Here is a 20,819-nt window from a genome sequence, read left to right on the forward strand (position 1 = left end):
AAACTCCTTTTAATTTCTTCTAATAAATGTTGTATTGATGTTATCAAAGGATGCTGTGAGCGCATGAACTTCAATCTTCCATGTGCCTTTCTCATTCAAATACAAGTTCTCAGCAGAAAAATGTCCATTTTTCATTTTGGTGAGTTGGAACTCACTGGGTTTTGGTTCCCCAAACAGTTGAACCTTATGAATAGTTGCAGTGACCGACTGGATGTCAGAGATGGTTTGACCATCCTTCTTTGTGAACGCAATTTCAAATGTATTTTTCCCAGGTGTATTTGGGGTAATGCTCATTGAAACAAGGTCTCTATTCTTCACTTGATTTGCCACAAAAAATGGCTCCGGTGCTGGAGGCGGTGGACTTGGAATATTCGTAAATACCGCAGTGAGAAGCAGAATGGCTATTCCGACGGTCCATTCCGCTCTTAAAGAGACGCTGAGATTTTTCCCCTTTTTCCATCTCAGTATTAAATAATGGACAAGTCCAATGATGCCCATGATGACAAATAGCCCCAGCTTGATCAAAAATGTCCGCCCGTATGCAGAGTGGAAGAGTGCATCAAACGATTGAAGGATAAAGATCGCATTGACGAATCCAGAGAAAACAATCAGTCCTACGGCAATGAGTGCCGTTGGTGTAAATGCTGAAAGAGTTTCACGCATAAGTGGTTGCTGTTCATGAGACAGTTTCTTTAATAAAAGCAGTACAATCGCTGTTAAACCACCGACCCATACCGATGCAGAGACAAGATGGATAAAGTCAAGTGATGTTGTTAATATTTTGTTTTCTGTTGCAGCGGGATGCCCAATTTGTGCTTTTAACCAAAGGAGCACTAAAAACAAAAGAAGGGGCATCATCCATACTTTAAAAGAGGTATAGCTACCTTTTTTGATCGCAATGACCGTCCAAATTGAAAGCAGGATGAAGGTAGACATGAGAAATAGCCAAAGTGTCCCACCTGATGTGGAGACAAGTGTCTCTTTTAACAAAGATGGCTGCAATGCTTGTAAAAAGGATACGTTTGCCGCTGATTTTGTTTGGAGAGGCAGCTGAAATAGGAGTGCAATCCCCATCACGACAAGTGACAACGTTAAAAGCCGTGCTATCCGTTTGGCTAAAACGTCTGTTATAGCTGACTTAAACCATAGAAGTCCAAACAGCATCGTCCCCATAAACAAACTAAACGATAGATACAGAAATCCTTTATCAATAGTAGCATCAATTTGTATGGAGTCTCCGTTTTGTCCTTGATCTAGCTGATCGAATCCTCCATTTGCTTTTCCAATACTAAATGGAATAATGCCAGATACGGAATGGCCATCTGCTGATACAGCGTTCCATTGAAGAGAATAAATCCCCTTAGGTAAATCCTTTTTTAATGCCGCTTCCATTATTTTTTGATCCTTAATAACAGTCTCGCCCTGATCGACTCGATCTCCCTTCGCATTAAACACTTTAATCGAGTGAAATCCACTTTCAATCCCTTCACTGAATGTAAGAGAGACGACATCAGGCTGCTGACTGAGCTCTTCATTCGCTGCGGGATTAGAGTCTACGATATATGCATGGGCGAGTGCCTGCTTTGGAAGAAAAACAAATAATAACACCATAAGCAGCAATAAAAACTTGCTATGTCTAACCAATGTCAAAAACCGCCTTTCGACCTGATCATTCCTAGTTTATAAGAAGAGAAGCGGCAGTATCCTATTTTGGCACAGAAAATACCACTATCCTTATTTTGCCGTTTTCTTCTAAACGGTAAACGTATGAAAAGGTGAAATGGTTCACTTTTTTCTGTGTAAAGTCTGCGCAGACTTTTCTTGATGGGTTTGATCAATATAAGCCTATTCGATTTAAGAAAAAGTTACAAGAAGTGGACATTTGAAAGTTGTGAAATTCCGATGAATTTTATCAAAAGAAAGAAGACATCCATCTTTTAAAGGTCAGATCATACAGTGCGATTGATATGTATCCCAGCATTTTTCAATTTTGTCACACACTTTATGACAAAGTCTCTTTTAGTTTCAATTGAAGGGGAAGTGAAAGCGTTTTACGATATGTGTAAGGGCTTAATTGAATGTTGTTCTTATATCTTTTGACCTATAAACCCCCAATAAGGGAGAGAAGAAGGGAGTTTTCACATATGCAGCAGAAAAGCGATTTTCGCGTAAAAGTACAACGCTTTGGAAGCTATCTGAGCGGTATGATAATGCCGAATATCGGCGCATTCATCGCTTGGGGATTAATTACAGCTTTGTTCATTCCGAAAGGCTACTTTCCAAATGAACAATTAAATACATTAGTAGGGCCAATGATTAACTACTTACTGCCGTTATTAATCGGTTATACAGGTGGTAAGCTCGTATACGATCATCGAGGAGGTGTACTCGGTGCAACCGCCACGATTGGTGTAATCGTCGGCTCTGACATTCCGATGTTTTTAGGTGCGATGATCATGGGACCACTTGGTGGTTACTTGATTAAAAAACTTGATGAACTCTTCAAAGACAAAATCAAATCTGGTTTTGAAATGCTTGTGAACAACTTTACAGCAGGAATTCTCGGGGCAATTCTTGTCGTCATTGCTTTCTACGGAATCGGCCCAGTTGTTCTTGGTCTAAATAAAGCTCTCGCTGCAGGGGTAGATGTGATCGTTCAAGCACATATGCTTCCACTCGCAAGTATCTTTATTGAACCAGCCAAGGTTTTGTTCCTCAACAATGCCATCAACCAAGGAATTCTTGGACCGCTTGGTGTGGAGCAGGCTGCGAAAACAGGTCAATCCATACTGTTCTTACTTGAAACAAACCCAGGACCAGGGCTTGGAGTTCTCCTTGCCTATATGTTCTTTGGCAGAGGGAATGCCAAGCAATCTGCGCCAGGTGCCATTGTCATTCAATTTTTAGGGGGGATTCATGAAATCTACTTCCCTTACATCTTGATGAAACCAATGCTTATCTTAGCAGTCATCGCTGGTGGTGCGAGTGGTGTCCTCACATTTACACTTTTAAATGCAGGTCTTCAAGCAGTGCCATCACCAGGAAGTATTATTGCGCTTATGCTCATGTCCCCTAAAGGCGGTCATCTTGTTGTTCTTGCAGGTGTGGTTGTCGCAGCCGCAGTTTCATTCTTAGTTGCATCTGTCATCTTGAAATCTTCAAAAGCAACTGAGGAAGATTTAGCTGCTGCAACAGATAAAATGCAAGTCATGAAAGGAAATAAAAGTGCAACCGCCGCAGTACTAGCTGAACAAAAAGAAGAAGCTGAAAACAATGAGCAAGCCCAAGAGGCGAGTGACGTTAAAACAGGTAATGTCGATAAAATCATCTTTGCTTGTGATGCAGGAATGGGTTCTAGTGCGATGGGTGCTTCCGTCTTAAAGAATAAAGTGAAAAAAGCTGAGCTTGATATTGAGGTAACAAACACATCCATCAGTAATATCCCAGATGATGCCGATGTTGTGTTCACACATAAAGATTTAACGGATCGAGCAAAAGCCAAGCTTCCCAATGCCGTTCATATCTCTGTTGATAATTTCTTAAACAGCCCTAAATACGATGAGTTGATTGAGAAATTGAAAAAATAACAACGCCAAACGGGTTGAGTTCTTTTGTTTAAAAAGGACTCCCTGTTTTGGTTATTTTACTTCAAAAATTACATCATAAAAAGGTGTGTGACGACTGATGAAACAAGTACTTTCAAAAGACAATATTTTTCTAAATGAACAAGCAGGCTCAAAAGAAGAAGCCATTAAAAAAGCAGGTGAAGCACTTGTTGCTAACGGATATGTCACAAGTGATTATGTAGAAAAAATGTTTGAAAGAGAGAAAATCTCTTCTACCTTTATGGGGAATGGCATTGCGATCCCTCATGGAACAGAGGATGCGAAAGAAGAAGTCCTTCATTCTGGTATTTCGATTATTCAAATCCCAAATGGAGTTGAATATGGCGAAGACAATCTAGCAAAAATTGTATTTGGAATTGCTGGAAAAAATAACGGACATCTCGATATTTTGTCCCAAATTGCCATTGTATGCTCAGAGGAAGAAAATGTTGAACGCATCATCAATGCGAACGACAAGGAAGAATTAATCGCCATTTTCAATGAGGTGAACTAAAATGAAAGCTCTACATTTTGGTGCAGGTAATATTGGAAGAGGATTCATCGGATCTTTATTAAAGAAATCGGGCTTTGAACTGACGTTTACAGATGTAAATGAAAGGATCATGGACGAGCTAAATGCAAAGGGTAAGTACACAGTTGAGCTTGCGGCATCAGGACAGGAAAAGGAGATCGTAGGACCAGTATCTGCGATTCACTCTGCAAAGAACCCTGAAGAGTTGTTGCATGCCATTGCAACAGCAGACTTGATAACGACTGCCGTTGGTCCAACTGTTCTGAGTATCATTGCCTCCTCACTTGCAGAGGGTCTCAAACGTAAAGATCCGTCACATATTGTCAATATCATTGCGTGTGAAAACATGATAGGCGGAAGTGCTTATTTGAAGGAAGCGATCTTTTTTCATTTAACAGAGGAAGAGAAGCAAGCACTAGCACATACAGTAGGCTTCCCAAATGCAGCGGTAGACCGAATTGTGCCGATTCAACATCATGAAGATTTGTTGAAAGTATCCGTTGAACCATTTTTCGAATGGGTGATCGACAAGACAGGGTTTGTTGGAGAGATGTCAAGCATAGAAGGTGCGACGCTTGTGAATGACTTAACACCGTACATTGAAAGAAAGCTATTCACAGTGAATACTGGACATGCACTTGCTGCATATGTAGGCTATCAGCGTGGTGTCAAAACGATTAAAGAAGCCGTTGATACAGCAGAAATCCGTACAGTTGTCGAAGGCGCATTGCATGAAACGGGGAGTTATTTAGTTGAGGCATATGGTTTTAGCAAGGAAGAGCATGCTGCCTATATTCAAAAAATCCTTCATCGCTTTGAGAATGCTTATATTTCAGATGAAGTGACTCGTGTAGCACGTTCTCCTCTTAGAAAACTAAGCGCAAACGACCGTTTGATTGGCCCAGCTAAAAAAATCAAAGAACCACACTACTTACTTCAAGGCATTGTTGCTGCTCTTGCCTATGATTTTGCTGAAGATGAAGAAGCGGTGAAATTACAAGCATTAAGAAAAGAAAAAGGAATGGAAGGTGTTTTACAGGAGGTTTGTGGTCTGAAACCAAGTAATTCACTTTACAAAGCAATTCTTCAAACAACTTCATTGTAACTTAGACAGCCTCTTCCGTTGGGGAAGAGGTTTTTTGTGGGACTTTTTTAACACTTGATCATTTCTGTCGATATTACATATAAAGGGGGAATATATAATAAATGAAAAAGAGAAAGCTTACGTCGAAAAGTATTTTTTTTCAATTGATGTCTGTCATTACGGTCATTACGATTTTAACAGGGGGACTTGTTGGAACAACGGGGTATCTATTAGCAAAAACGATGCTCATTGCTGCCGGGAAATCAGATTTAAAGCACATCGTGAATGGTGCGATGACCACACTCGAACAACTCAATGATCGAGTTGAAAAGAAAGAGCTGACACTGAAGGAGGCACAGGAACAGGCACGTGAATACTTAAATGGTCCTAAGAATGAAAGTGGAAAAGGGTATCAATTTCAACAATCAAATTTTATTTATAAAGATAAAGGCTACCTCGTTGCTTATGGGATGGATTATTCGACACAGATACACCCTGTCAACGAAATTGGTGTGGTACCAGATAATACAACGAACCGCAAAAAAATGGTAGCAGGCGCAACAGCAAGTAAAGCCGATTCACACTACGTTACATATATGGATCAGAATGGTGCAGCAGGTGAAGAGAAGAAAAAGCTCGCTTATATGAATGAGTTCACACCATGGAATTGGAGTGTTGGCATCGCAGTATTTGAAGATGAGTTCTATAAAGAATTAGAACAAATGAAATTATATATTATGCTTATTACAACAGGTATAGCACTCATCAGTCTAGTATCATTCTATTTGGTAGCAAGAGGAAAAGTCAGATTGCTCAAACAAGTAACCGAGGCTTCACAAGCCATCGCCTCTGGAGATATTAAAGAGACCAATTTAAAGGAAACGACAGATGAAATTGGCCAGCTTGCCAAAGGGTTTAACCATATGTCGAGTGAGCTGAGAGAGCTCGTGAGTGGACTACAAGAAACAAGCAGTCAACTTGTCGAGTCTGCCACCGATTTGTCGGCCATCTCTGAAGAAACATCTGCCAGTAGTGAAGAAATTGGCCGAGCCATTAACGGTATTTCGACAGGTACACTCAGCCAAGCATCTGATCTAGACTTTACGAACCAACAGCTGGTGCAATTCAACCAATCAATCGAAAATGTGAAGAGCCAAAGTGGCAACATTAAACGAATTTCAGATCAATCTGAACAATCCTCCAAACAAGGTCAGGATATTGTGCGCCAATTAAAGCAATCAAATGAACAATCACTTCAGGCTTCACAAGGTATCCGCAAAGGGATCAAACAGTTGAATGAAAAGGTACAGGACATTTCACAAATTACGGATACGATTGAAAGCATATCAAACGAGACCAATTTGCTCGCACTCAATGCAAGCATAGAGGCAGCAAGAGCCGGAGAACATGGCAAAGGCTTCTCAGTTGTCGCAAGTGAAGTGAGGAACCTGGCTGAACAAACGAAGAATTCAGTGGTACAAATCCAGCAAATGATCAATGGCATCAAAGAGGAGACAACGGCAACAGCCGACATGATGACAGAGACCATGCAGCGTTTTGCAGAATTAGATGAAGCCGTACAGGCAACTGAAAACGAATTCAACCAAATTTCAGCATCTATTTCACAAACAATTGTCGAGAGCAGTGCTATGGCAGACGAGCTAGACACGGTACTCGACCAGAATCAAAAGATCACAAAAGCCATGGAAGGAGCAGCACACGTCTCACAAGAAAATGCTGCTACCATTGAAGAAATTACAGCATCGACAGAAGAACAAGTCTCAGCAATATCAAACGTTGCCAAAGCCGCTGAACAGTTGAACGAACTAAGCCTGAGGTTGAATCAAGAGATTGAGAAATATCGACTGTAAGCTGAACATACAATAACGAACCAGTCCATAGAGGCTGGTTCGTTTTGCTGTTCAAAATTTTTCTGAAGAATAGAGTGAAAAGACCAGCGAGAAAAGAAATAAATGTAAGTACGACTGATCAAGAGAGTGGCTACAAGCGATATGTTTTCTACGGTCTGAAAAGAGCAACCCTCTAAGGATTGCTCTTTTATTTTTAAGGCTTATTAATCAATCACTTTTTTAGTCCCATAGTTTACTGTTTGCCCAATGTCTTGTAAAGAACCGTTTTCGTAACCAATAGATAACACTAAATCTGGAATAGAATCAAAGCCGTTTTTTGCTAGTTCATATAGCTGAGCACCGTAATGTGAGGCCGCAATGCTCGCATATTTTGAAGTGTATGGATTTTTAAGGAGTTCTTCTTTGTATATATCAAAAATATTGGTTCCATCATCTGTCACAAATTTACCGTTTGCAATGTCTAAATCTTTTAAATTGTAACCTGTGACTGTTTTTATTTGATTGACAAGACGAAATTTCTCAAGGGTTTCAGTTGTGAATTGAGTGGAATCGTCAGATCTGCTTTTCATGATATGAAAAAATAATTCTCTTGTATTGTTATCTGTATTTAATATGTCTTCAATTTGATTCATCAGTGATTCGTCCTTTGATCCACTAACGACTAATTTGAACGTATTGGGGTCAATGGTAAAGGTGAAATTTGTATTTCCAGGAATGGTAATACCGTTGTTAGAGAATAAAGCTTGCAACTGTTCGTTCACTTTTTGTCGATTGAATATTTTTTTTTCTACACTTTCTAGTGTGGGATCGTAAAGTTTTTCATGACGGAAGGAAGCATCATTAAAATCATATTGTCCCCCGCTATTATGGTTAGCCCAACTAATTTCCATAGTATAGGCAGCGTCTCTTTCCGATTTGGTTAGATCGCTTCTGAAATAAGGAGAGTGCGGGTTTCTATACTTATCAAATATATGACTATGAGGATTTTTAAATCGTTTATTTTGTTCATTTATTTTTTGGTATTTTTCATCTAGTATTTTTATCCGTCTATCGGATTCGGTCATCATTTCATTTGTACTTTGAATAGCTGGTTGACTTTTAGAGTTCATTTGATTATTTGAAATGGATGCTGTGTATGATGTATTAATATTCATTCTAATTCTCCTTTTTTTAATAATTATTAATATATCGGCTATTTTTCTTCCTAACCAATGTCTTGTAAAGAACCGTTTTCGTAACCGATGGATAACACTAAATCTGGAATAGAATCAAATCCGTTTTTTGCTAGTTCATATAGTTGAGCACCGTAATGTGAGGCAGCAATGCTCGCATATTTTGAAGTGTATGGATTTTTAAGGAGTTCTTCTTTGTATATATCAAAAATATTGGTTCCATCATCTGTCACAAATTTACCGTTTACAATGTCTAAATCTTTTAAATTGTAACCTGTGATTGTTTTTATTTGATTGACAAGACGAAATTTCTCAAGGGTTTCAGTTGTGAATTGAGTGGAATCGTCAGATCTACTTTTCATGATATGAAAAAATAATTCTCTTGTATTGTTATCTGTATTTAATATGTCTTCAATTTGATTCATCAGTGATTCGTCCTTTGATCCACTAACGACTAATTTGAACGTATTGGGGTCAATTATAAAGGTTAAATTTGTATTTCCAGGAATGGTAATACCTTTTTTAGAGAATAAAGCATGCAGTTGTTCGTTCACCTTTTGGCGATTGAGTATTTTCTTTTCTACACTTTCTTGGGTAGGATCGTAATGTTTTTCATGACGAAAGGCGGCATCATTAGAATTATAATGTCCTCCTGTTCCATTATTAGCCCATCCAATTTCAATAGAGTAAGCCGCTTCTCTTTCCGATTTGGTTAAGTCATTTCTAAAATAAGGAGAGTATGGATTTCGATACTTATCAAATATATGACCATGAGGATCCTTAAATCGTTTATTTTGTTCATTTATTTTTTGATATTTTTCATCTAGTATTTTCATCCGTCTATCAGATTCGGTGATCACCTCATTTGTACTTTGAATAGCTGGTTGACTTTTAGAGTTCATTTGATTATTTGAAATGGCTGCTGTATATGACGTATTAATATTCATTCTGATTCACCTTTTTTCAATAATTATTAAATATATCGGCTAGTTTTCTTCTTAACCAATGTCTTGTAAAGAACCGTTTTCGTAACCAATGGATAACACTAAATCTGGAATAGAATCAAAGCCGTTTTTTGCTAGTTCATATAGTTGAGCACCGTAATGTGAGGCCGCAATGCTCGCATATTTTGAAGTGTATGGATTTTTAAGGAGTTCTTCTTTGTATATATCAAAAATATTGATTCCATCATCTGTCACAAATTTACCGTTTACAATGTCTAAATCTTTTAAATTGTAACCTGTGACTGTTTTTATTTGATTGACAAGACGAAATTTCTCAAGGGTTTCAGTTGTGAATTGAGTGGAATCGTCAGATCTGCTTTTCATGATATGAAAAAATAATTCTCTTGTATTGTTATCTGTATTTAATATGTCTTCAATTTGATTCATCAGTGATTCGTCCTTTGATCCACTAACGACTAATTTGAACGTATTGGGGTCAATGGTAAAGGTTAAATTTGTATTTCCAGGAATGGTAATACCGTTGTTAGAGAATAAAGCTTGCAACTGTTCGTTCACTTTTTGTCGATTGAATATTTTTTTTTCTACACTTTCTAGTGTGGGATCGTAAAGTTTTTCATTACGGAAGGCGGCATCATTAAAACTATAATATCCTCCTGTTCCGTTGTTTGCCCAACTTATTTCCATTTTGTAAGCAGATTCTCTTTCCGATTTGGATAGATCACTTCTGAAATAAGGAGAGTATGGATTTCGATACTTATCAAATATATGGTTCTGAGGGTTTTCAAATCGTTTATTTTGTTCATTTATTTTTTGGTATTTTTCATCTAGTATTTTTATCCGTCTATCGGATTCGGTCATCATTTCATTTGTACTTTGAATAGCTGGTTGACTTTTAGAGTCCATTTGATTCTGATTATTTGAAATGGCTGCTGTGTATGACGTATTAATATTCATTATAATTCTCCTTTTTTTAATGATTATTAAATATATCGGCATTTCAGTTAATATTTGTTAGTTTTGATCCGATATAGTAATTATTACAAGGAGGGTTAAATTATGTCAAAAAATATCTTTAAACATTTTTTATTGTCAACATTGTTGTTGGTACTTGTCGTCAGTTTTGTTACGCCAAATTCAGCAGAAGCAGCTATTACGGGTAATAACAGTCTCGGCACAGCAAGTTCAATGGGATATTGGAAATACAGTCGTGCAGATACGACAATCTTACCTGAAGGTGAAAATGAAGCGTATTATCAGTTCACTATAAATAAAGGTGAAAGGGTTTATGTGAGAAGTTCGTATAATAATCAATATACAGGAATGAAAATAGAGGTGTTTAACTCAAAATTTTCTGGGACAGGGTTCAGAGTTATTAATCCTAGTTCAATTACGCCTTTTATTTTTGCAAACACTGGTGATGTTACTTCAGCTTCAGAAACTTATTTTGTGAAAGTGACTCGTGGTACATATACAGGGGATATGTATTTTACTGTATCAATTCAAGATCGTATTAAATCTGGTAATGGGAAATTCAATTTTACAGGAACGGCGACAAACATAGGAAATACTTCCTTGAATTTTGCAGGTGTTGATTCTTCTGTCATTACAATGGATTTAACCAATCATACTGCTATTCCTAATAATGCAGTTGTTAAATCAATTACAACGACTAGTACTCAAACACCTAACCAAGGGAATGTAACACACAAACTGATGGCTGATCAAAACAATGTTTGGAATAATGCACTTGTTTCCTCTGCAACGAGTGGTTCTTATCGTATTTCTTTACAGGATCAATTACAAGTGGCTCAAAAGTGGAGCTTTAAGTACAATGCAAAAGCTACAGCGAAATCTACTATGACAAATGTATACGCTAATATAAATTATGAATATGATGTAACAGAGGGATTCTAATTTTGAGGTGTTTAAAGGCTGTAGTATGCAATGAAATCGGATTACGCACCGATTGTGCACGTGCAAAGAGTTAATGGAAAAGGCAGAGATGCGGAAGCAATCGAAGAGCAAAAGGCTGTAAAAAGGGATAAGGGATATCCCCTTATCCTCAAGGCTGTCGAGATTTTCTCGACAGCCTATCACTCATGGACAGCTTAAAACACAAAATAGAAGATGGTCGCCACCATATGTGGAAGTCCTAAAAGGACAAGGAGGAATGCTGTATTTGTTCGCCACATGCGATGATCTTTTGATTCTGAGTGATCACGGGCCCTTCCTTCAGGGTTGTTTGGAAAGGCGCCGAGCAAGAGACCAGAGATGATCATGATGATTAGTGAAATCGCACCACAAATCATGCCGATAAATTGTGTACTTTGAAGTAGTATCGAAGCAATCAACACAGCAGCAAGCGTACCAATTCCAATCAAAAAAGTTGTTGTTTTTTTCATGTGGAAACACACATCCTCTCAGTAAAGGTTATGAGATGGCATCGCAAATTTCAATGAAGTGTCCATCTGGATCGGTCACATAAGCCACTGTTTGACCCCATGGCTTTTTAACGGGCTCTTTTAAAATAGGGACTCCTTTTTGTTTCAGAGAGGCAATTGTGCCATGTACATCATCTGTTACAAATCCAACTTCAAATGTTTGAGAAGCAGTTTGTGTATCCGGGACTGGTAACCCAATAGCTTCTTTCACATCTTCACGAGAATTGATCGCTAACGTCACTTCTCCTGTATCAAACTCGACATAGGATTCTACCCTTAATTTCACAGGGAATCCAAGAAGATCTTGATAGAAATGAATACTTCTCTCAACATCTGTTACATATAGAATGGTATATTTCATTTTCATTTGACATGGTCTCCTTCCAATATACGGTTTAATGTGCAAAAGGTTTCCTTTTCATCATAGCATACGTGATGGAAGGCACGGGTAATTGAGTATAAAGATTCAATTAATACAAAAAAATCAAGACTTTTAAAAGAAACGTATTGAAAGATGAGAAACTTACTTGTGATAAAATGGGAAAATATGAGGGGGGATAACGTTGAAAAAAATGATGGTTGCTGTATTGTCCCTAGGTCTTTTGTTGAGTTTTACACAAGTGGATATTCATACAGCAGATGCAAAGACAGTCAAATCCTATAAAAACTGTAAAGCGCTGAACAAAGTGTATAAGGGCGGCGTTGCGAAAAGCAAAAACACGAAAAATAAAGGTGGAAAAACAAAGTACAAGCCATATGTATCAAAAGCGCTTTATGAAAAAAATAAAAGACTTGACCGTGATAAAGACGGCATCGCATGTGAGCGTTAAATTTTAAAAGACCTGAGTAAGGTCTTTTTTCTATGGGACAAAGATCGTCCCTTTGTACCTTGTCTGCCTTTATATTAAAATAAAGATAGATTTAAAAAATGATATAAAGTGGGGTACTTAATTTGTCAACACATACTGGTAAGAAAGACATTCGTTTGATTGCCATTGATATGGATGGCACGCTGTTAAACAGTGAGCACGTCATTCCAGAGGAAAATAAACAAGCCATTCAAGAGGCGGAAGCAAAAGGTGTACATGTGGTGATTAGCACCGGGCGAACACTGATGACCTGCCGAGAGCTTGTCGAGCCGCTTCAATTATCTTCGTATCTCATCACAGCCAATGGCAGTGAGATTTGGGATTCATCATTTCATCTGATTGAGCGTGAGCTTCTTCATCCTGATCATGTTCAAATGATGTGGGATTTAAAGAACACCTATGAAACGGATTACTGGGCATCAACTGTGGATAAAGTGTGGAAAGATGAATTTCCTGAGCGAATCCATGATCACGATTGGTTGAAGTTCGGCTTTGACATTCATGATGATGAGGTGAGAGATAAGGTATTACAAGCGTTAAAAGAGAGTGGTTCTTTAGAAATTACGAATTCAAGTCCGACCAATATTGAAGTGAATGCAGCCGGCATTAACAAAGCTGCTGCGCTTGCTAAAGTGGCAGAACGAATTGGTTGTACGATGGAGAATGTGATGTCACTTGGAGATAGCTTAAATGATATGGCGATGATTCAAGAAGCAGGGCTGGGCATCGCAATGGGCAATGCTCAAGAAGTCGTGAAAGAAGCGGCTGATTGGATCACAGCACCTAACACCGAACATGGCGTTGCAAAAGCGATTCGTCATTGGGTGTTATAAAAGAATGATTACGTGAAAAAGCTAGAGAGCTCTCTAGCTTTTTTTATTTGAATGATAAGTAATTCTATGAAAGCCATGATTAGAATTGTGTAGCAAATTATTATTTTATTTCTTCCTGGTGAATACCAAATTAAAAAGCCTATTTTACTATTGTTGGAGTTGCACTGATTTTCATTTTTGATGCTTCTAAATCTAGCATTGCAAATTCATTTTCTTTTTTTCCTAAAGGTATTAAGTATAAGTATGGAGCAATTTTTTTAATAAATAGTATACAAAAATTGACTTAGAAGTTTTTAGTCTTTTGTTAAAACATTCAAAGAGGTTTTTTCTGAATATAAGCCACTTTTCGATTCGTAGTTAGAAATCATAATGAATGATAAGGTACTGATTATAAATAGAACTAAACATGTAATAATAATCTTTTTTGTTTTTATCCTTTATTTTAATCGTTCCTTTACCCTTTTGTACTATTGCGTCTGTTACAAATTCATTTTCTAGAGTACTTGTATACTGCAGAAGCTCCTATGCCTGTTAGCATTACTATGATCACATTTAAAATAATACTGATAAAGCTGTTTACAGGTAGGTAAAGAAATAAAAGTGATGCTGGTATAAAAAACACTACTTCTAAAATGCTTATGTGTTTAAATATTTCGTATAGTTCATCTTTTTGTTTTTTCATATTATTACCTTACCATTTTCTGAAAATAGTTTACAAGCTGCTTTTTTCCACCACATTTTTCAACTAACGTTTGGAAAACATATCTGCATGCTAATCCATCTGCAAATCCTGATGCTAATTCAAATGGTCCCCAAATTAATACACCTGCAGCACCACTGACACACCAAAAAGGATTGGCATGAGTCAACGGTAAACGGAACGAAAGGGAGCATTAAGGAGTTGACTCATAGACAACACCCAAAGTCTATTGATTCAAACAAACTCTAGTACGAATGTTATGTTTCCTAACAAATCAATGTGAAGGAAATCGAAACTTGTTATAATATGTTTATATTCGAATATTCGGACTTATTGTTCCGAATTACGGAATGGGGGAGGGAGTCTATGTTTAAAGTAGATATCAACTGTGATTTGGGAGAAAGCTTTGGTCAATACCGTATTGGTTCCGATGAAAAAATTCTTGAATATGTGACATCAGCAAATATTGCTTGTGGGTTTCATGCAGGTGATCCGAGTGTGATGAGAAAAACGGTCAAACTGGCTATGGAAAAAGGGGTTCAAATTGGCGCACATCCAGGACTTCAGGATTTAGTAGGCTTCGGGAGACGAAATATTGCGATTTCACCTGAGGAAGCCTATGACCTCGTCGTTTATCAAATCGGTGCTTTATCTGCTTTTCTAAAAGCGGAGGGTGGAGTGATGCAACACGTCAAGCCTCACGGTGCATTGTACAACATGTCGGCTGAAAATACAGAATTATCAGAATCAATTGCAGAAGCAGTCTACGCTGTTGATCCGGAACTTATTTTATTTGGAATGTCTGGTAGTGAACTTGTACGTGCCGGAGAAAAAATTGGGCTACAGGTTGCACATGAGGTATTCTCTGATCGAACGTACCAACAGGATGGTACCTTGACTTCTCGAAGGGAAACGGGAGCACTCATTGAAGATGACGAGATAGCTGTTCAGCAAGTCATTCGGATGGTGAAAGAAAATCAGGTTCACACTGTCCAAGGTCAGGATATTGTGCTTGAAGCAGACACTGTATGTATTCATGGAGATGGTGCACATGCGCTTCAGTTTGCTAAAACGATCACGTCAAAGCTCAAGGAAGCGGGGATTACGGTACAAGCATTTTAAATAAAATAGGACATCAAAGGGGGAAGTATCTTGAAATCGGTGAAACAGCAGAAGCAGGTGGATTGGCTGGATCAATTTGACAAGGGAGGTGAATCTGATGAGAGGTGCACAAATGGGAATAAAACAAACCATCACCTTCCATCCGTTAGGCGATTCTGCCATTGTGATTCAAGTAGGCGATGAAATACGAAAAGAGATTCATCTGCTTGTTCAACGAATTTTTGGCTGTGTTGAAACACATCCGTTTCAAGGGTATGTAGAAGCTGTTCAAGCATTTGCAAATGTGACCGTTTTTTATGAACCATATACCGTTTATCGAGAAAATCAACTCGATAAAAAAGGCATCTCTCCTTACGAATGGGTAGAAAAACATTTAAAGAACTTGCTTGATCGGGAACTGATTGCGTCCACGCCTGTACAAAGACGTATTGTTGAAATTCCAGTCTGCTATGGTGGCGAATTTGGACCGGATCTAGAGGAGGTTGCGACGATCAACGGCTTAACGTCGAATGATGTGGTGCGCATTCATACTGAAGGAACTTATCTCGTTTATATGATCGGCTTTGCGCCGGGCTTCCCGTTTTTAGGCGGTCTTTCGAAGGAAATTGCTGCACCACGCAGACAGTCACCGAGGATGTCTATTCCGAAAGGATCTGTTGGAATTGCTGGCAAGCAGACAGGAGTGTATCCGATCTCAACACCAGGAGGCTGGCAGTTGATCGGACAGACGCCCCTTGCATTATTTAGACCTGATGAAAATATTCCGAGTCTATTGGCAGCGGGAGATCAGGTGAAGTTTGTCCAAATTTCTAAAGCGGAATTTTTTGAGAGGGAGGATGAAGGCAGGTGAGCATCCATGTGATCAAACCAGGCATTTTCACCACCATTCAGGACAAGGGGCGCACAGGTTATCAAAAATATGGGGTTTTAACTAGCGGTGCAATGGACCCTATATCACGAAGAGTTGCCAATTTGTTAACGGGCAATCATCAAGATGAAGCTGTGTTAGAAATTACACTTGTTGGTCCAGGGCCTGCTTTTACGTTTGAGGAGGATCATGTCATCGCCATTACTGGAGCAGAGGTGACGCTTGAAATTGACGGACAGCCAGCACCGCTATGGAAGCCGATTTTCGTCCGAGCAGGGAGTATGCTGTCCTTTGGTCCCTGTAAGCTTGGATGTCGTGCCTATCTTGCAGTGGCAGGCGGCTTTAACGTATTGACTGTAATGAATAGTAAAAGCACGTATGTCCGAGCGGGAATTGGTGGTTACAAGGGAAGATCTCTTCAAAAAGGAGATATACTTCAAGTTGGCCACCCCTCTATACTCTCTCATAAAATGGCGAGAAAACGATCACAGAAAACGAAAAACACTTCATTTGCTACGCCAGATTGGACAGTGAGCCATTATAGTTTTTTACCGCTTAGGAAATCACCTGTCATTCGCGTATTACCAGGCAGACATTTTCCTTATGTTGAACCATCATCGCAAGTTGCCTTTTTTGAATCAGAATTTCAAGTGACACCACAATCCGATAGAATGGGGTGCAGATTAAAAGGAGAACCAATTCGATTCAAACAAAATCTAGAATTAATTTCAGAAGCTGTCGCTTTCGGTTCCATTCAAATTCCACCAGATGGTCAGCCGATTATTCTTCTTGCTGATCGGCAAACAACGGGTGGATACCCAAGAATTGGTGAAATTGCCTCGGTTGATCTACCACTTATCGCACAAGCGAGGCTAGGAGCAACGATTCAATTTCAAAGAATTGATCGACATGAAGCAGAAGAAGCCATCTTCACGCAAGAGGAGCAGATACGGAAATTGGTGGCAAGATTGAAAATAGAAGTGCTTTAATCGGGGAAAAGGTGTGGGAACCAATGCAAAATAAAAATAAAACCGTTGTCAAATCGATGCAAATTATTCAGCTGTTTTTAACATATGATCAATTAACACTGAATGAATTGATCGATTTATCTCAGATGCCTAAAACATCTGTCCATCGAATGGCGAGTTCACTGACAGATATGGGGTTGTTAGAGAAAAATGAGTCAGGTGCTTACCAGTTAGGATTAATGTTTCTTGAATACGGTCAACTTGTGGCGGATCGTTTGGATATACGAAGGATTGCCAAACCGTTTATGGAAGGTTTACGTGATGAAGTGGGGGAAGCTGTGCAGCTCATTATTCGAGATGGTGATGAAGCCATCTATATTGAAAAAATAGAGGGAACACAGCCAGTTCGTTTATATACGGCTGTAGGCAGGCGTTCACCGCTTTATGCAGGTGCTTGCGCGCGGAGTATTCTTTCGTTTTTACCAGAGGATGAGAGGAAGGCATATGTGAACTCAATTGATCTCGGAAAGATTGGTATCGGCACCATCATTGATAAAAAGGTTCTGTTACAAACGCTGGAAGGCTCGAATCGCAGGGGTTATACACTGAGCTATTCAGAGCTTGAAAATTATACTGCTGCGATAGGTGCACCCATTTTTAATCATAAATGCGAAGTTGCAGCAGGCATTAGCATAGCAGGCTTTGAGGCAGGCTATCAAAAAGAACGACTCCCCTACTTAATTGAGCAGGTGAAAAAAACAGCTCTTAGCATTTCAAGCTGTCTCGGTTATATGCCTACAACATAAAAAAACAGCCAATGACCCTAAGATCATTGGCTGTTGCCATGTCAATATTAGAACTTTTTACCGAAAGCTTTCGCACGTTCGATAGCATCAGCTTTGATTTGTTCTGCTTTATCAGGCTCAGCATTGTGACCTTCTACAATCAGACCTTCGAATGAAGGAATACCGAAGAAGCTCGCGATTGTACCAAGGTAACGGTGACCTGCTTCAAGTTCAGCAGCAGGACCTTCAGTGTAGTAGCCGCCACGTGCTTGGATGTGAAGAGCTTTTTTGTCTGTTAGTAAGCCAACAGGACCTTGCTCAGTGTATTTGAATGATTTACCAGCTACAGCAACAGAGTCGATGTAAGCTTTAAGAACTGGTGGGAATGAGAAGTTCCAAAGTGGTGAAACAAATACATACTTATCAGCAGATACGAATTGATCGCTTAGCTCGTTTAGGCGAGCAACTTTTGCTTGCTCTTCAGCTGAAAGTGTGTCAAAGCCAGCGCCAGATTGAAGTTTACCCCAACCAGAGAATACATCCGCATCGATGTGAGGAATGTTCTCTTTGTACAAATCAATATGTACAATCTCATCGCTTGGATTAGCTTCCTTATAAGATTCGATAAATGCTTTGGCAGTTGCCATGCTATAAGAAACTGTTTCATCATGCGGGTGTGCAGTGATGTATAAAACTTTTGCCATGATTCAATCAATCCTTTCGTTCCATTCGGTTTTTTTTTAGCATATCCCAAAGATACGCTTATTATGTGGCATCTTTATTCATATTCGAATTGTATGAAAAAGATGTAACAATTACAGTTACATATAAACTGATAAATTCATTGTAATCACAAAATAATTTGAAGTCAAGACATAAAGTCTCGAAATCGAGATAAAAAGTTGATGAACTTTCATTTGATGTGGAAAATGGACAAACACATCCGTTGTAAGTAATATAGTTACAACGGAAAGGCAACAGCTGTGCCAACATTTATCAATGGTACGCAGCGAATCAATGGTGTAATTGATCGGGCTACATTTGTAGCTGTCATCAAACAAACTCGAAAAAATACGACATAAATAAGACGTTTGCTAGAAGCTACTTACTCTTTTTTTCATATATATAGAAGAAGGAATGAGAGAGTGGGGGAGAAAAAATGGGGAGATCCTATGTTGCCATTGGAGATTCTTTGACAGTAGGTGTTGGAGCGGGTCTATTTGAGACCGGCTTTGTGAAAAGATATCGATATATGCTTGAAGAATGGACGGATGCACCAGTTGATTTGTCTATTTTTGCAAGATCTGGTTTAACGACAGATGAAATTTTGCAGTTGTTGAGACAGCAGGAGGTAAGAAGAGCGCTTGTGAAAGCGGATATCATCACGATCACTGGTTGTGGCAATGATTTTATTCAGTCTGTTCAGCAATACGATGAGGGCACAGATCAGCAAGTGTTCATGAACGCCTCCTCACATTGTCAGGCGAACTACTCTTCTATGATTGATGAAATTGCCCGTCTCAAACAAGGACAAAAGAAGCCATATACGATTTATTTACTTAATTTGTATAATCCTTTCCCTAAGCTTGATATTGCAGAATATTGGCTCCAAGATTTTAATCGTCATTTGCAATTGCTTGCGAAGAAGCCGCATGTAAACGTGATTGATATTTACAACGTATTTCAAGGGAACGAACAAGTATACTTATCAAAGGATCACGTTCATCCAAATCGAAAAGGCTATCAGGCGATGGCAGAGGCGCTATTTCAATTAACAAAAACGAAATAAGATCTGACTGTAATCTAATCCGGTTACAGTTTTTTTATGCATGTTATAAATCCATTCCCTCTTCAAAATAAAATTTGAATCAGCTATGATAAAAGAAACTAGGTCAAAAGGGGTGTGCATATGCAAGAGATGAAAGGGTATTTTCAAAAAGTAGCGGGGACTGCTTATGAAGTAGGCAGGCAGCAAGCCGAATGGTTGGAGCAGCACCCTGATCTCAAAGGTCAATATATTCACCATGAGGTGCTTGATGAGCATGCTCTGAGCCAAACAAAACAGTTGCTAAGGAAGTATAGCCCGCAACTGGAGGAAGAGATTGCTGGTTTCTGTGATTATCTCCAGATTGAAGAGAAATACCTTTCATTCTACCATTCTTCATATCTTCAGCCGGGCTGTTCTCATTGTGTTGTGCTTCCACCAAAAACTGTAGAAAATCAATTAATCATGATGCGTAATTATGATTTTTCCCCAGTGTTTGATGATATGAGGCTTGTTTCAGCACATGTGGAGGATCAGGCGGTGCATACAGGTTCATCAATTTTATTGTTTGGTAGAACGGATGGCATGAATGAGCATGGACTTTCTGTGACCTTTTCTGCATGTGGAGCCCCTGTTGGCAATGAACCGGGATTAAAGCCACCACAAGTGGCAGGCTTGCAAATCTATCATGTCATTCGGTTTGTTCTCGATCAATGTAAGACTGTTCAAGAAGCGATCACCTATGTGCATGAGATGCCAGTTGCTTCAAATGTCCATCTTATGTTCGCTGATCGAAAGGGACATACGGCAGCGATTGAGATTGTAAATGGGGAGCAAGTAGTGAGAAGACCAACTGCTGATTATATCGCAGCGACCAATCACCCGCTTGCAGATGTTCAGAAGCAGGGGTTCACCAAGTACAATTCTGTCCGTAGATACGAACTCATCACGGACACGATGAAGGATGATAAAATCCCTCTTCAAGCACTTCAAGCATTATTTGCAACAGAATATCCTGCTGGGCTAACTGTACATAACTATGAGGAAATGTTTGGGACGATGCGAACACTCATGTTTCGACCTGCGGACTTACGGATTGATTACTGCTTCGGTTCTCCTCTTTACAATGAAACGTATACGCTCCAAGTGGGAGAAACCCTTTCTTTTCAAGAGAAAAACATTCAATTTCAGCAAAAGGATTATGGCTCATCATTTTGGAGAAGTATATAATTCTTTAAG

General features: G+C 39.0%; 22 protein-coding genes. 14 read left to right on the plus strand and 8 right to left on the minus strand.

Translation table 11 applies throughout. The features are described 5' to 3' along the window. Positions 1-9: 9 nt before the first annotated feature. The gene (locus ACQKEZ_RS17085; protein ID WP_427302854.1) at positions 10-1,644 is read right to left on the minus strand and encodes a copper resistance protein CopC; all 1,635 of its coding nucleotides are present in this window, start codon (positions 1,642-1,644) and stop codon (positions 10-12) included. Between the two features lie 500 nt (positions 1,645-2,144). On the opposite strand from ACQKEZ_RS17085, the gene ACQKEZ_RS17090 reads away from it, so the two are divergent. The 4 genes from ACQKEZ_RS17090 (at position 2,145) to ACQKEZ_RS17105 (ending at position 7,092) form a co-directional block, all read left to right on the plus strand. Then, a complete protein-coding gene (locus tag ACQKEZ_RS17090) occupies positions 2,145-3,587 on the plus strand; it encodes a PTS mannitol transporter subunit IICB (RefSeq protein ID WP_427302856.1) in 1,443 nt (480 codons plus the stop codon). Positions 3,588-3,684: 97 nt separating this feature from the next. Further along, positions 3,685-4,119, plus strand: a complete 435-nt coding sequence (locus ACQKEZ_RS17095) for a PTS sugar transporter subunit IIA (RefSeq protein WP_427302858.1) — start codon at positions 3,685-3,687, stop codon at positions 4,117-4,119. Position 4,120: 1 nt separating this feature from the next. Continuing rightward, entirely contained in the window at positions 4,121-5,242 is a 1,122-nt protein-coding gene (locus tag ACQKEZ_RS17100) for a mannitol-1-phosphate 5-dehydrogenase (RefSeq protein WP_427302860.1), read from the plus strand. A gap of 101 nt (positions 5,243-5,343) precedes the next feature. After that, positions 5,344-7,092 (plus strand): methyl-accepting chemotaxis protein, encoded by a 1,749-nt coding sequence (locus ACQKEZ_RS17105; RefSeq protein WP_427302862.1) that lies wholly within the window; start codon positions 5,344-5,346, stop codon positions 7,090-7,092. A 203-nt stretch (positions 7,093-7,295) separates the two neighbouring features. On the opposite strand, the gene ACQKEZ_RS17110 is transcribed toward ACQKEZ_RS17105, so the two are convergent. The 3 genes from ACQKEZ_RS17110 to ACQKEZ_RS17120 are packed head-to-tail and all read right to left on the minus strand — an operon-like array spanning position 7,296 to position 10,183. Further along, positions 7,296-8,246: a DUF4885 family protein gene (locus ACQKEZ_RS17110; protein ID WP_427302864.1), complete on the minus strand. Its 951-nt coding sequence runs from the start codon at positions 8,244-8,246 to the stop codon at positions 7,296-7,298. A gap of 50 nt (positions 8,247-8,296) precedes the next feature. Further along, positions 8,297-9,211 carry a DUF4885 family protein gene (locus ACQKEZ_RS17115; RefSeq protein WP_427302866.1) on the minus strand — a complete coding sequence of 305 codons (915 nt, stop codon included), beginning with the start codon at positions 9,209-9,211 and terminating at the stop codon, positions 8,297-8,299. Between the two features lie 51 nt (positions 9,212-9,262). Then, positions 9,263-10,183: a DUF4885 family protein gene (locus ACQKEZ_RS17120; RefSeq protein ID WP_427302868.1), complete on the minus strand. Its 921-nt coding sequence runs from the start codon at positions 10,181-10,183 to the stop codon at positions 9,263-9,265. Between the two features lie 102 nt (positions 10,184-10,285). Between ACQKEZ_RS17120 and ACQKEZ_RS17125 the strand changes: the two genes are divergently transcribed. Together ACQKEZ_RS17125 and ACQKEZ_RS17130 are read left to right on the plus strand one after the other, a co-directional pair. Beyond that, the gene (locus ACQKEZ_RS17125; protein ID WP_427302870.1) at positions 10,286-11,143 is read left to right on the plus strand and encodes a hypothetical protein; all 858 of its coding nucleotides are present in this window, start codon (positions 10,286-10,288) and stop codon (positions 11,141-11,143) included. 30 nt (positions 11,144-11,173) lie between these two features. Further along, positions 11,174-11,341 carry a hypothetical protein gene (locus tag ACQKEZ_RS17130; RefSeq protein ID WP_427302873.1) on the plus strand — a complete coding sequence of 56 codons (168 nt, stop codon included), beginning with the start codon at positions 11,174-11,176 and terminating at the stop codon, positions 11,339-11,341. Here the strand turns inward: ACQKEZ_RS17130 and ACQKEZ_RS17135 are convergent. Together ACQKEZ_RS17135 and ACQKEZ_RS17140 are read right to left on the minus strand one after the other, a co-directional pair. Next, positions 11,338-11,631, minus strand: a complete 294-nt coding sequence (locus ACQKEZ_RS17135; RefSeq protein ID WP_427302874.1) for a DUF5316 family protein — start codon at positions 11,629-11,631, stop codon at positions 11,338-11,340. The genes ACQKEZ_RS17130 and ACQKEZ_RS17135 overlap by 4 nt on opposite strands. A gap of 28 nt (positions 11,632-11,659) precedes the next feature. Further along, positions 11,660-12,037, minus strand: coding sequence for a VOC family protein (locus ACQKEZ_RS17140; RefSeq protein ID WP_427302875.1), 378 nt, complete (start codon positions 12,035-12,037; stop codon positions 11,660-11,662). 205 nt (positions 12,038-12,242) lie between these two features. Between ACQKEZ_RS17140 and ACQKEZ_RS17145 the strand changes: the two genes are divergently transcribed. Next, a complete protein-coding gene (locus ACQKEZ_RS17145; protein WP_427303084.1) occupies positions 12,243-12,500 on the plus strand; it encodes an excalibur calcium-binding domain-containing protein in 258 nt (85 codons plus the stop codon). A gap of 122 nt (positions 12,501-12,622) precedes the next feature. Further along, on the plus strand, positions 12,623-13,372 hold the full coding sequence (locus ACQKEZ_RS17150; protein WP_427302876.1) for a Cof-type HAD-IIB family hydrolase: 750 nt from the start codon (positions 12,623-12,625) through the stop codon (positions 13,370-13,372). A gap of 487 nt (positions 13,373-13,859) precedes the next feature. Here the strand turns inward: ACQKEZ_RS17150 and ACQKEZ_RS17155 are convergent, their stop codons facing one another. Then, complete coding sequence (locus ACQKEZ_RS17155; protein WP_427302878.1) at positions 13,860-14,054, minus strand: DUF6007 family protein; 195 nt, start codon at positions 14,052-14,054, stop codon at positions 13,860-13,862. A gap of 384 nt (positions 14,055-14,438) precedes the next feature. On the opposite strand from ACQKEZ_RS17155, the gene ACQKEZ_RS17160 reads away from it, so the two are divergent. From ACQKEZ_RS17160 to ACQKEZ_RS17175, 4 genes are all read left to right on the plus strand, one after another. Continuing rightward, positions 14,439-15,194 (plus strand): LamB/YcsF family protein, encoded by a 756-nt coding sequence (locus ACQKEZ_RS17160; RefSeq protein WP_427302880.1) that lies wholly within the window; start codon positions 14,439-14,441, stop codon positions 15,192-15,194. A 97-nt stretch (positions 15,195-15,291) separates the two neighbouring features. Then, positions 15,292-16,044 (plus strand): 5-oxoprolinase subunit PxpB, encoded by a 753-nt coding sequence (gene pxpB / locus ACQKEZ_RS17165; protein WP_427302882.1) that lies wholly within the window; start codon positions 15,292-15,294, stop codon positions 16,042-16,044. After that, positions 16,041-17,051 carry a biotin-dependent carboxyltransferase family protein gene (locus ACQKEZ_RS17170; protein WP_427302884.1) on the plus strand — a complete coding sequence of 337 codons (1,011 nt, stop codon included), beginning with the start codon at positions 16,041-16,043 and terminating at the stop codon, positions 17,049-17,051. Before pxpB ends, ACQKEZ_RS17170 begins: the two co-directional genes overlap by 4 nt. A gap of 23 nt (positions 17,052-17,074) precedes the next feature. Next, positions 17,075-17,836 (plus strand): IclR family transcriptional regulator, encoded by a 762-nt coding sequence (locus tag ACQKEZ_RS17175; protein WP_427302886.1) that lies wholly within the window; start codon positions 17,075-17,077, stop codon positions 17,834-17,836. A gap of 47 nt (positions 17,837-17,883) precedes the next feature. On the opposite strand, the gene ACQKEZ_RS17180 is transcribed toward ACQKEZ_RS17175, so the two are convergent. After that, positions 17,884-18,519, minus strand: a complete 636-nt coding sequence (locus tag ACQKEZ_RS17180) for an FMN-dependent NADH-azoreductase (RefSeq protein ID WP_427302888.1) — start codon at positions 18,517-18,519, stop codon at positions 17,884-17,886. Between the two features lie 455 nt (positions 18,520-18,974). Between ACQKEZ_RS17180 and ACQKEZ_RS17185 the strand changes: the two genes are divergently transcribed. After that, positions 18,975-19,604: a GDSL-type esterase/lipase family protein gene (locus ACQKEZ_RS17185; RefSeq protein ID WP_427302890.1), complete on the plus strand. Its 630-nt coding sequence runs from the start codon at positions 18,975-18,977 to the stop codon at positions 19,602-19,604. 120 nt (positions 19,605-19,724) lie between these two features. Further along, positions 19,725-20,810 carry a C45 family autoproteolytic acyltransferase/hydolase gene (locus tag ACQKEZ_RS17190; protein WP_427302892.1) on the plus strand — a complete coding sequence of 362 codons (1,086 nt, stop codon included), beginning with the start codon at positions 19,725-19,727 and terminating at the stop codon, positions 20,808-20,810. The last annotated feature ends 9 nt before the right edge of the window (positions 20,811-20,819 follow it).

The organism is Bacillus sp. NPDC077027 (assembly GCF_050269555.1).
In the GTDB taxonomy this organism is placed as follows: Bacteria; Bacillota; Bacilli; order Bacillales; family Bacillaceae; genus Bacillus.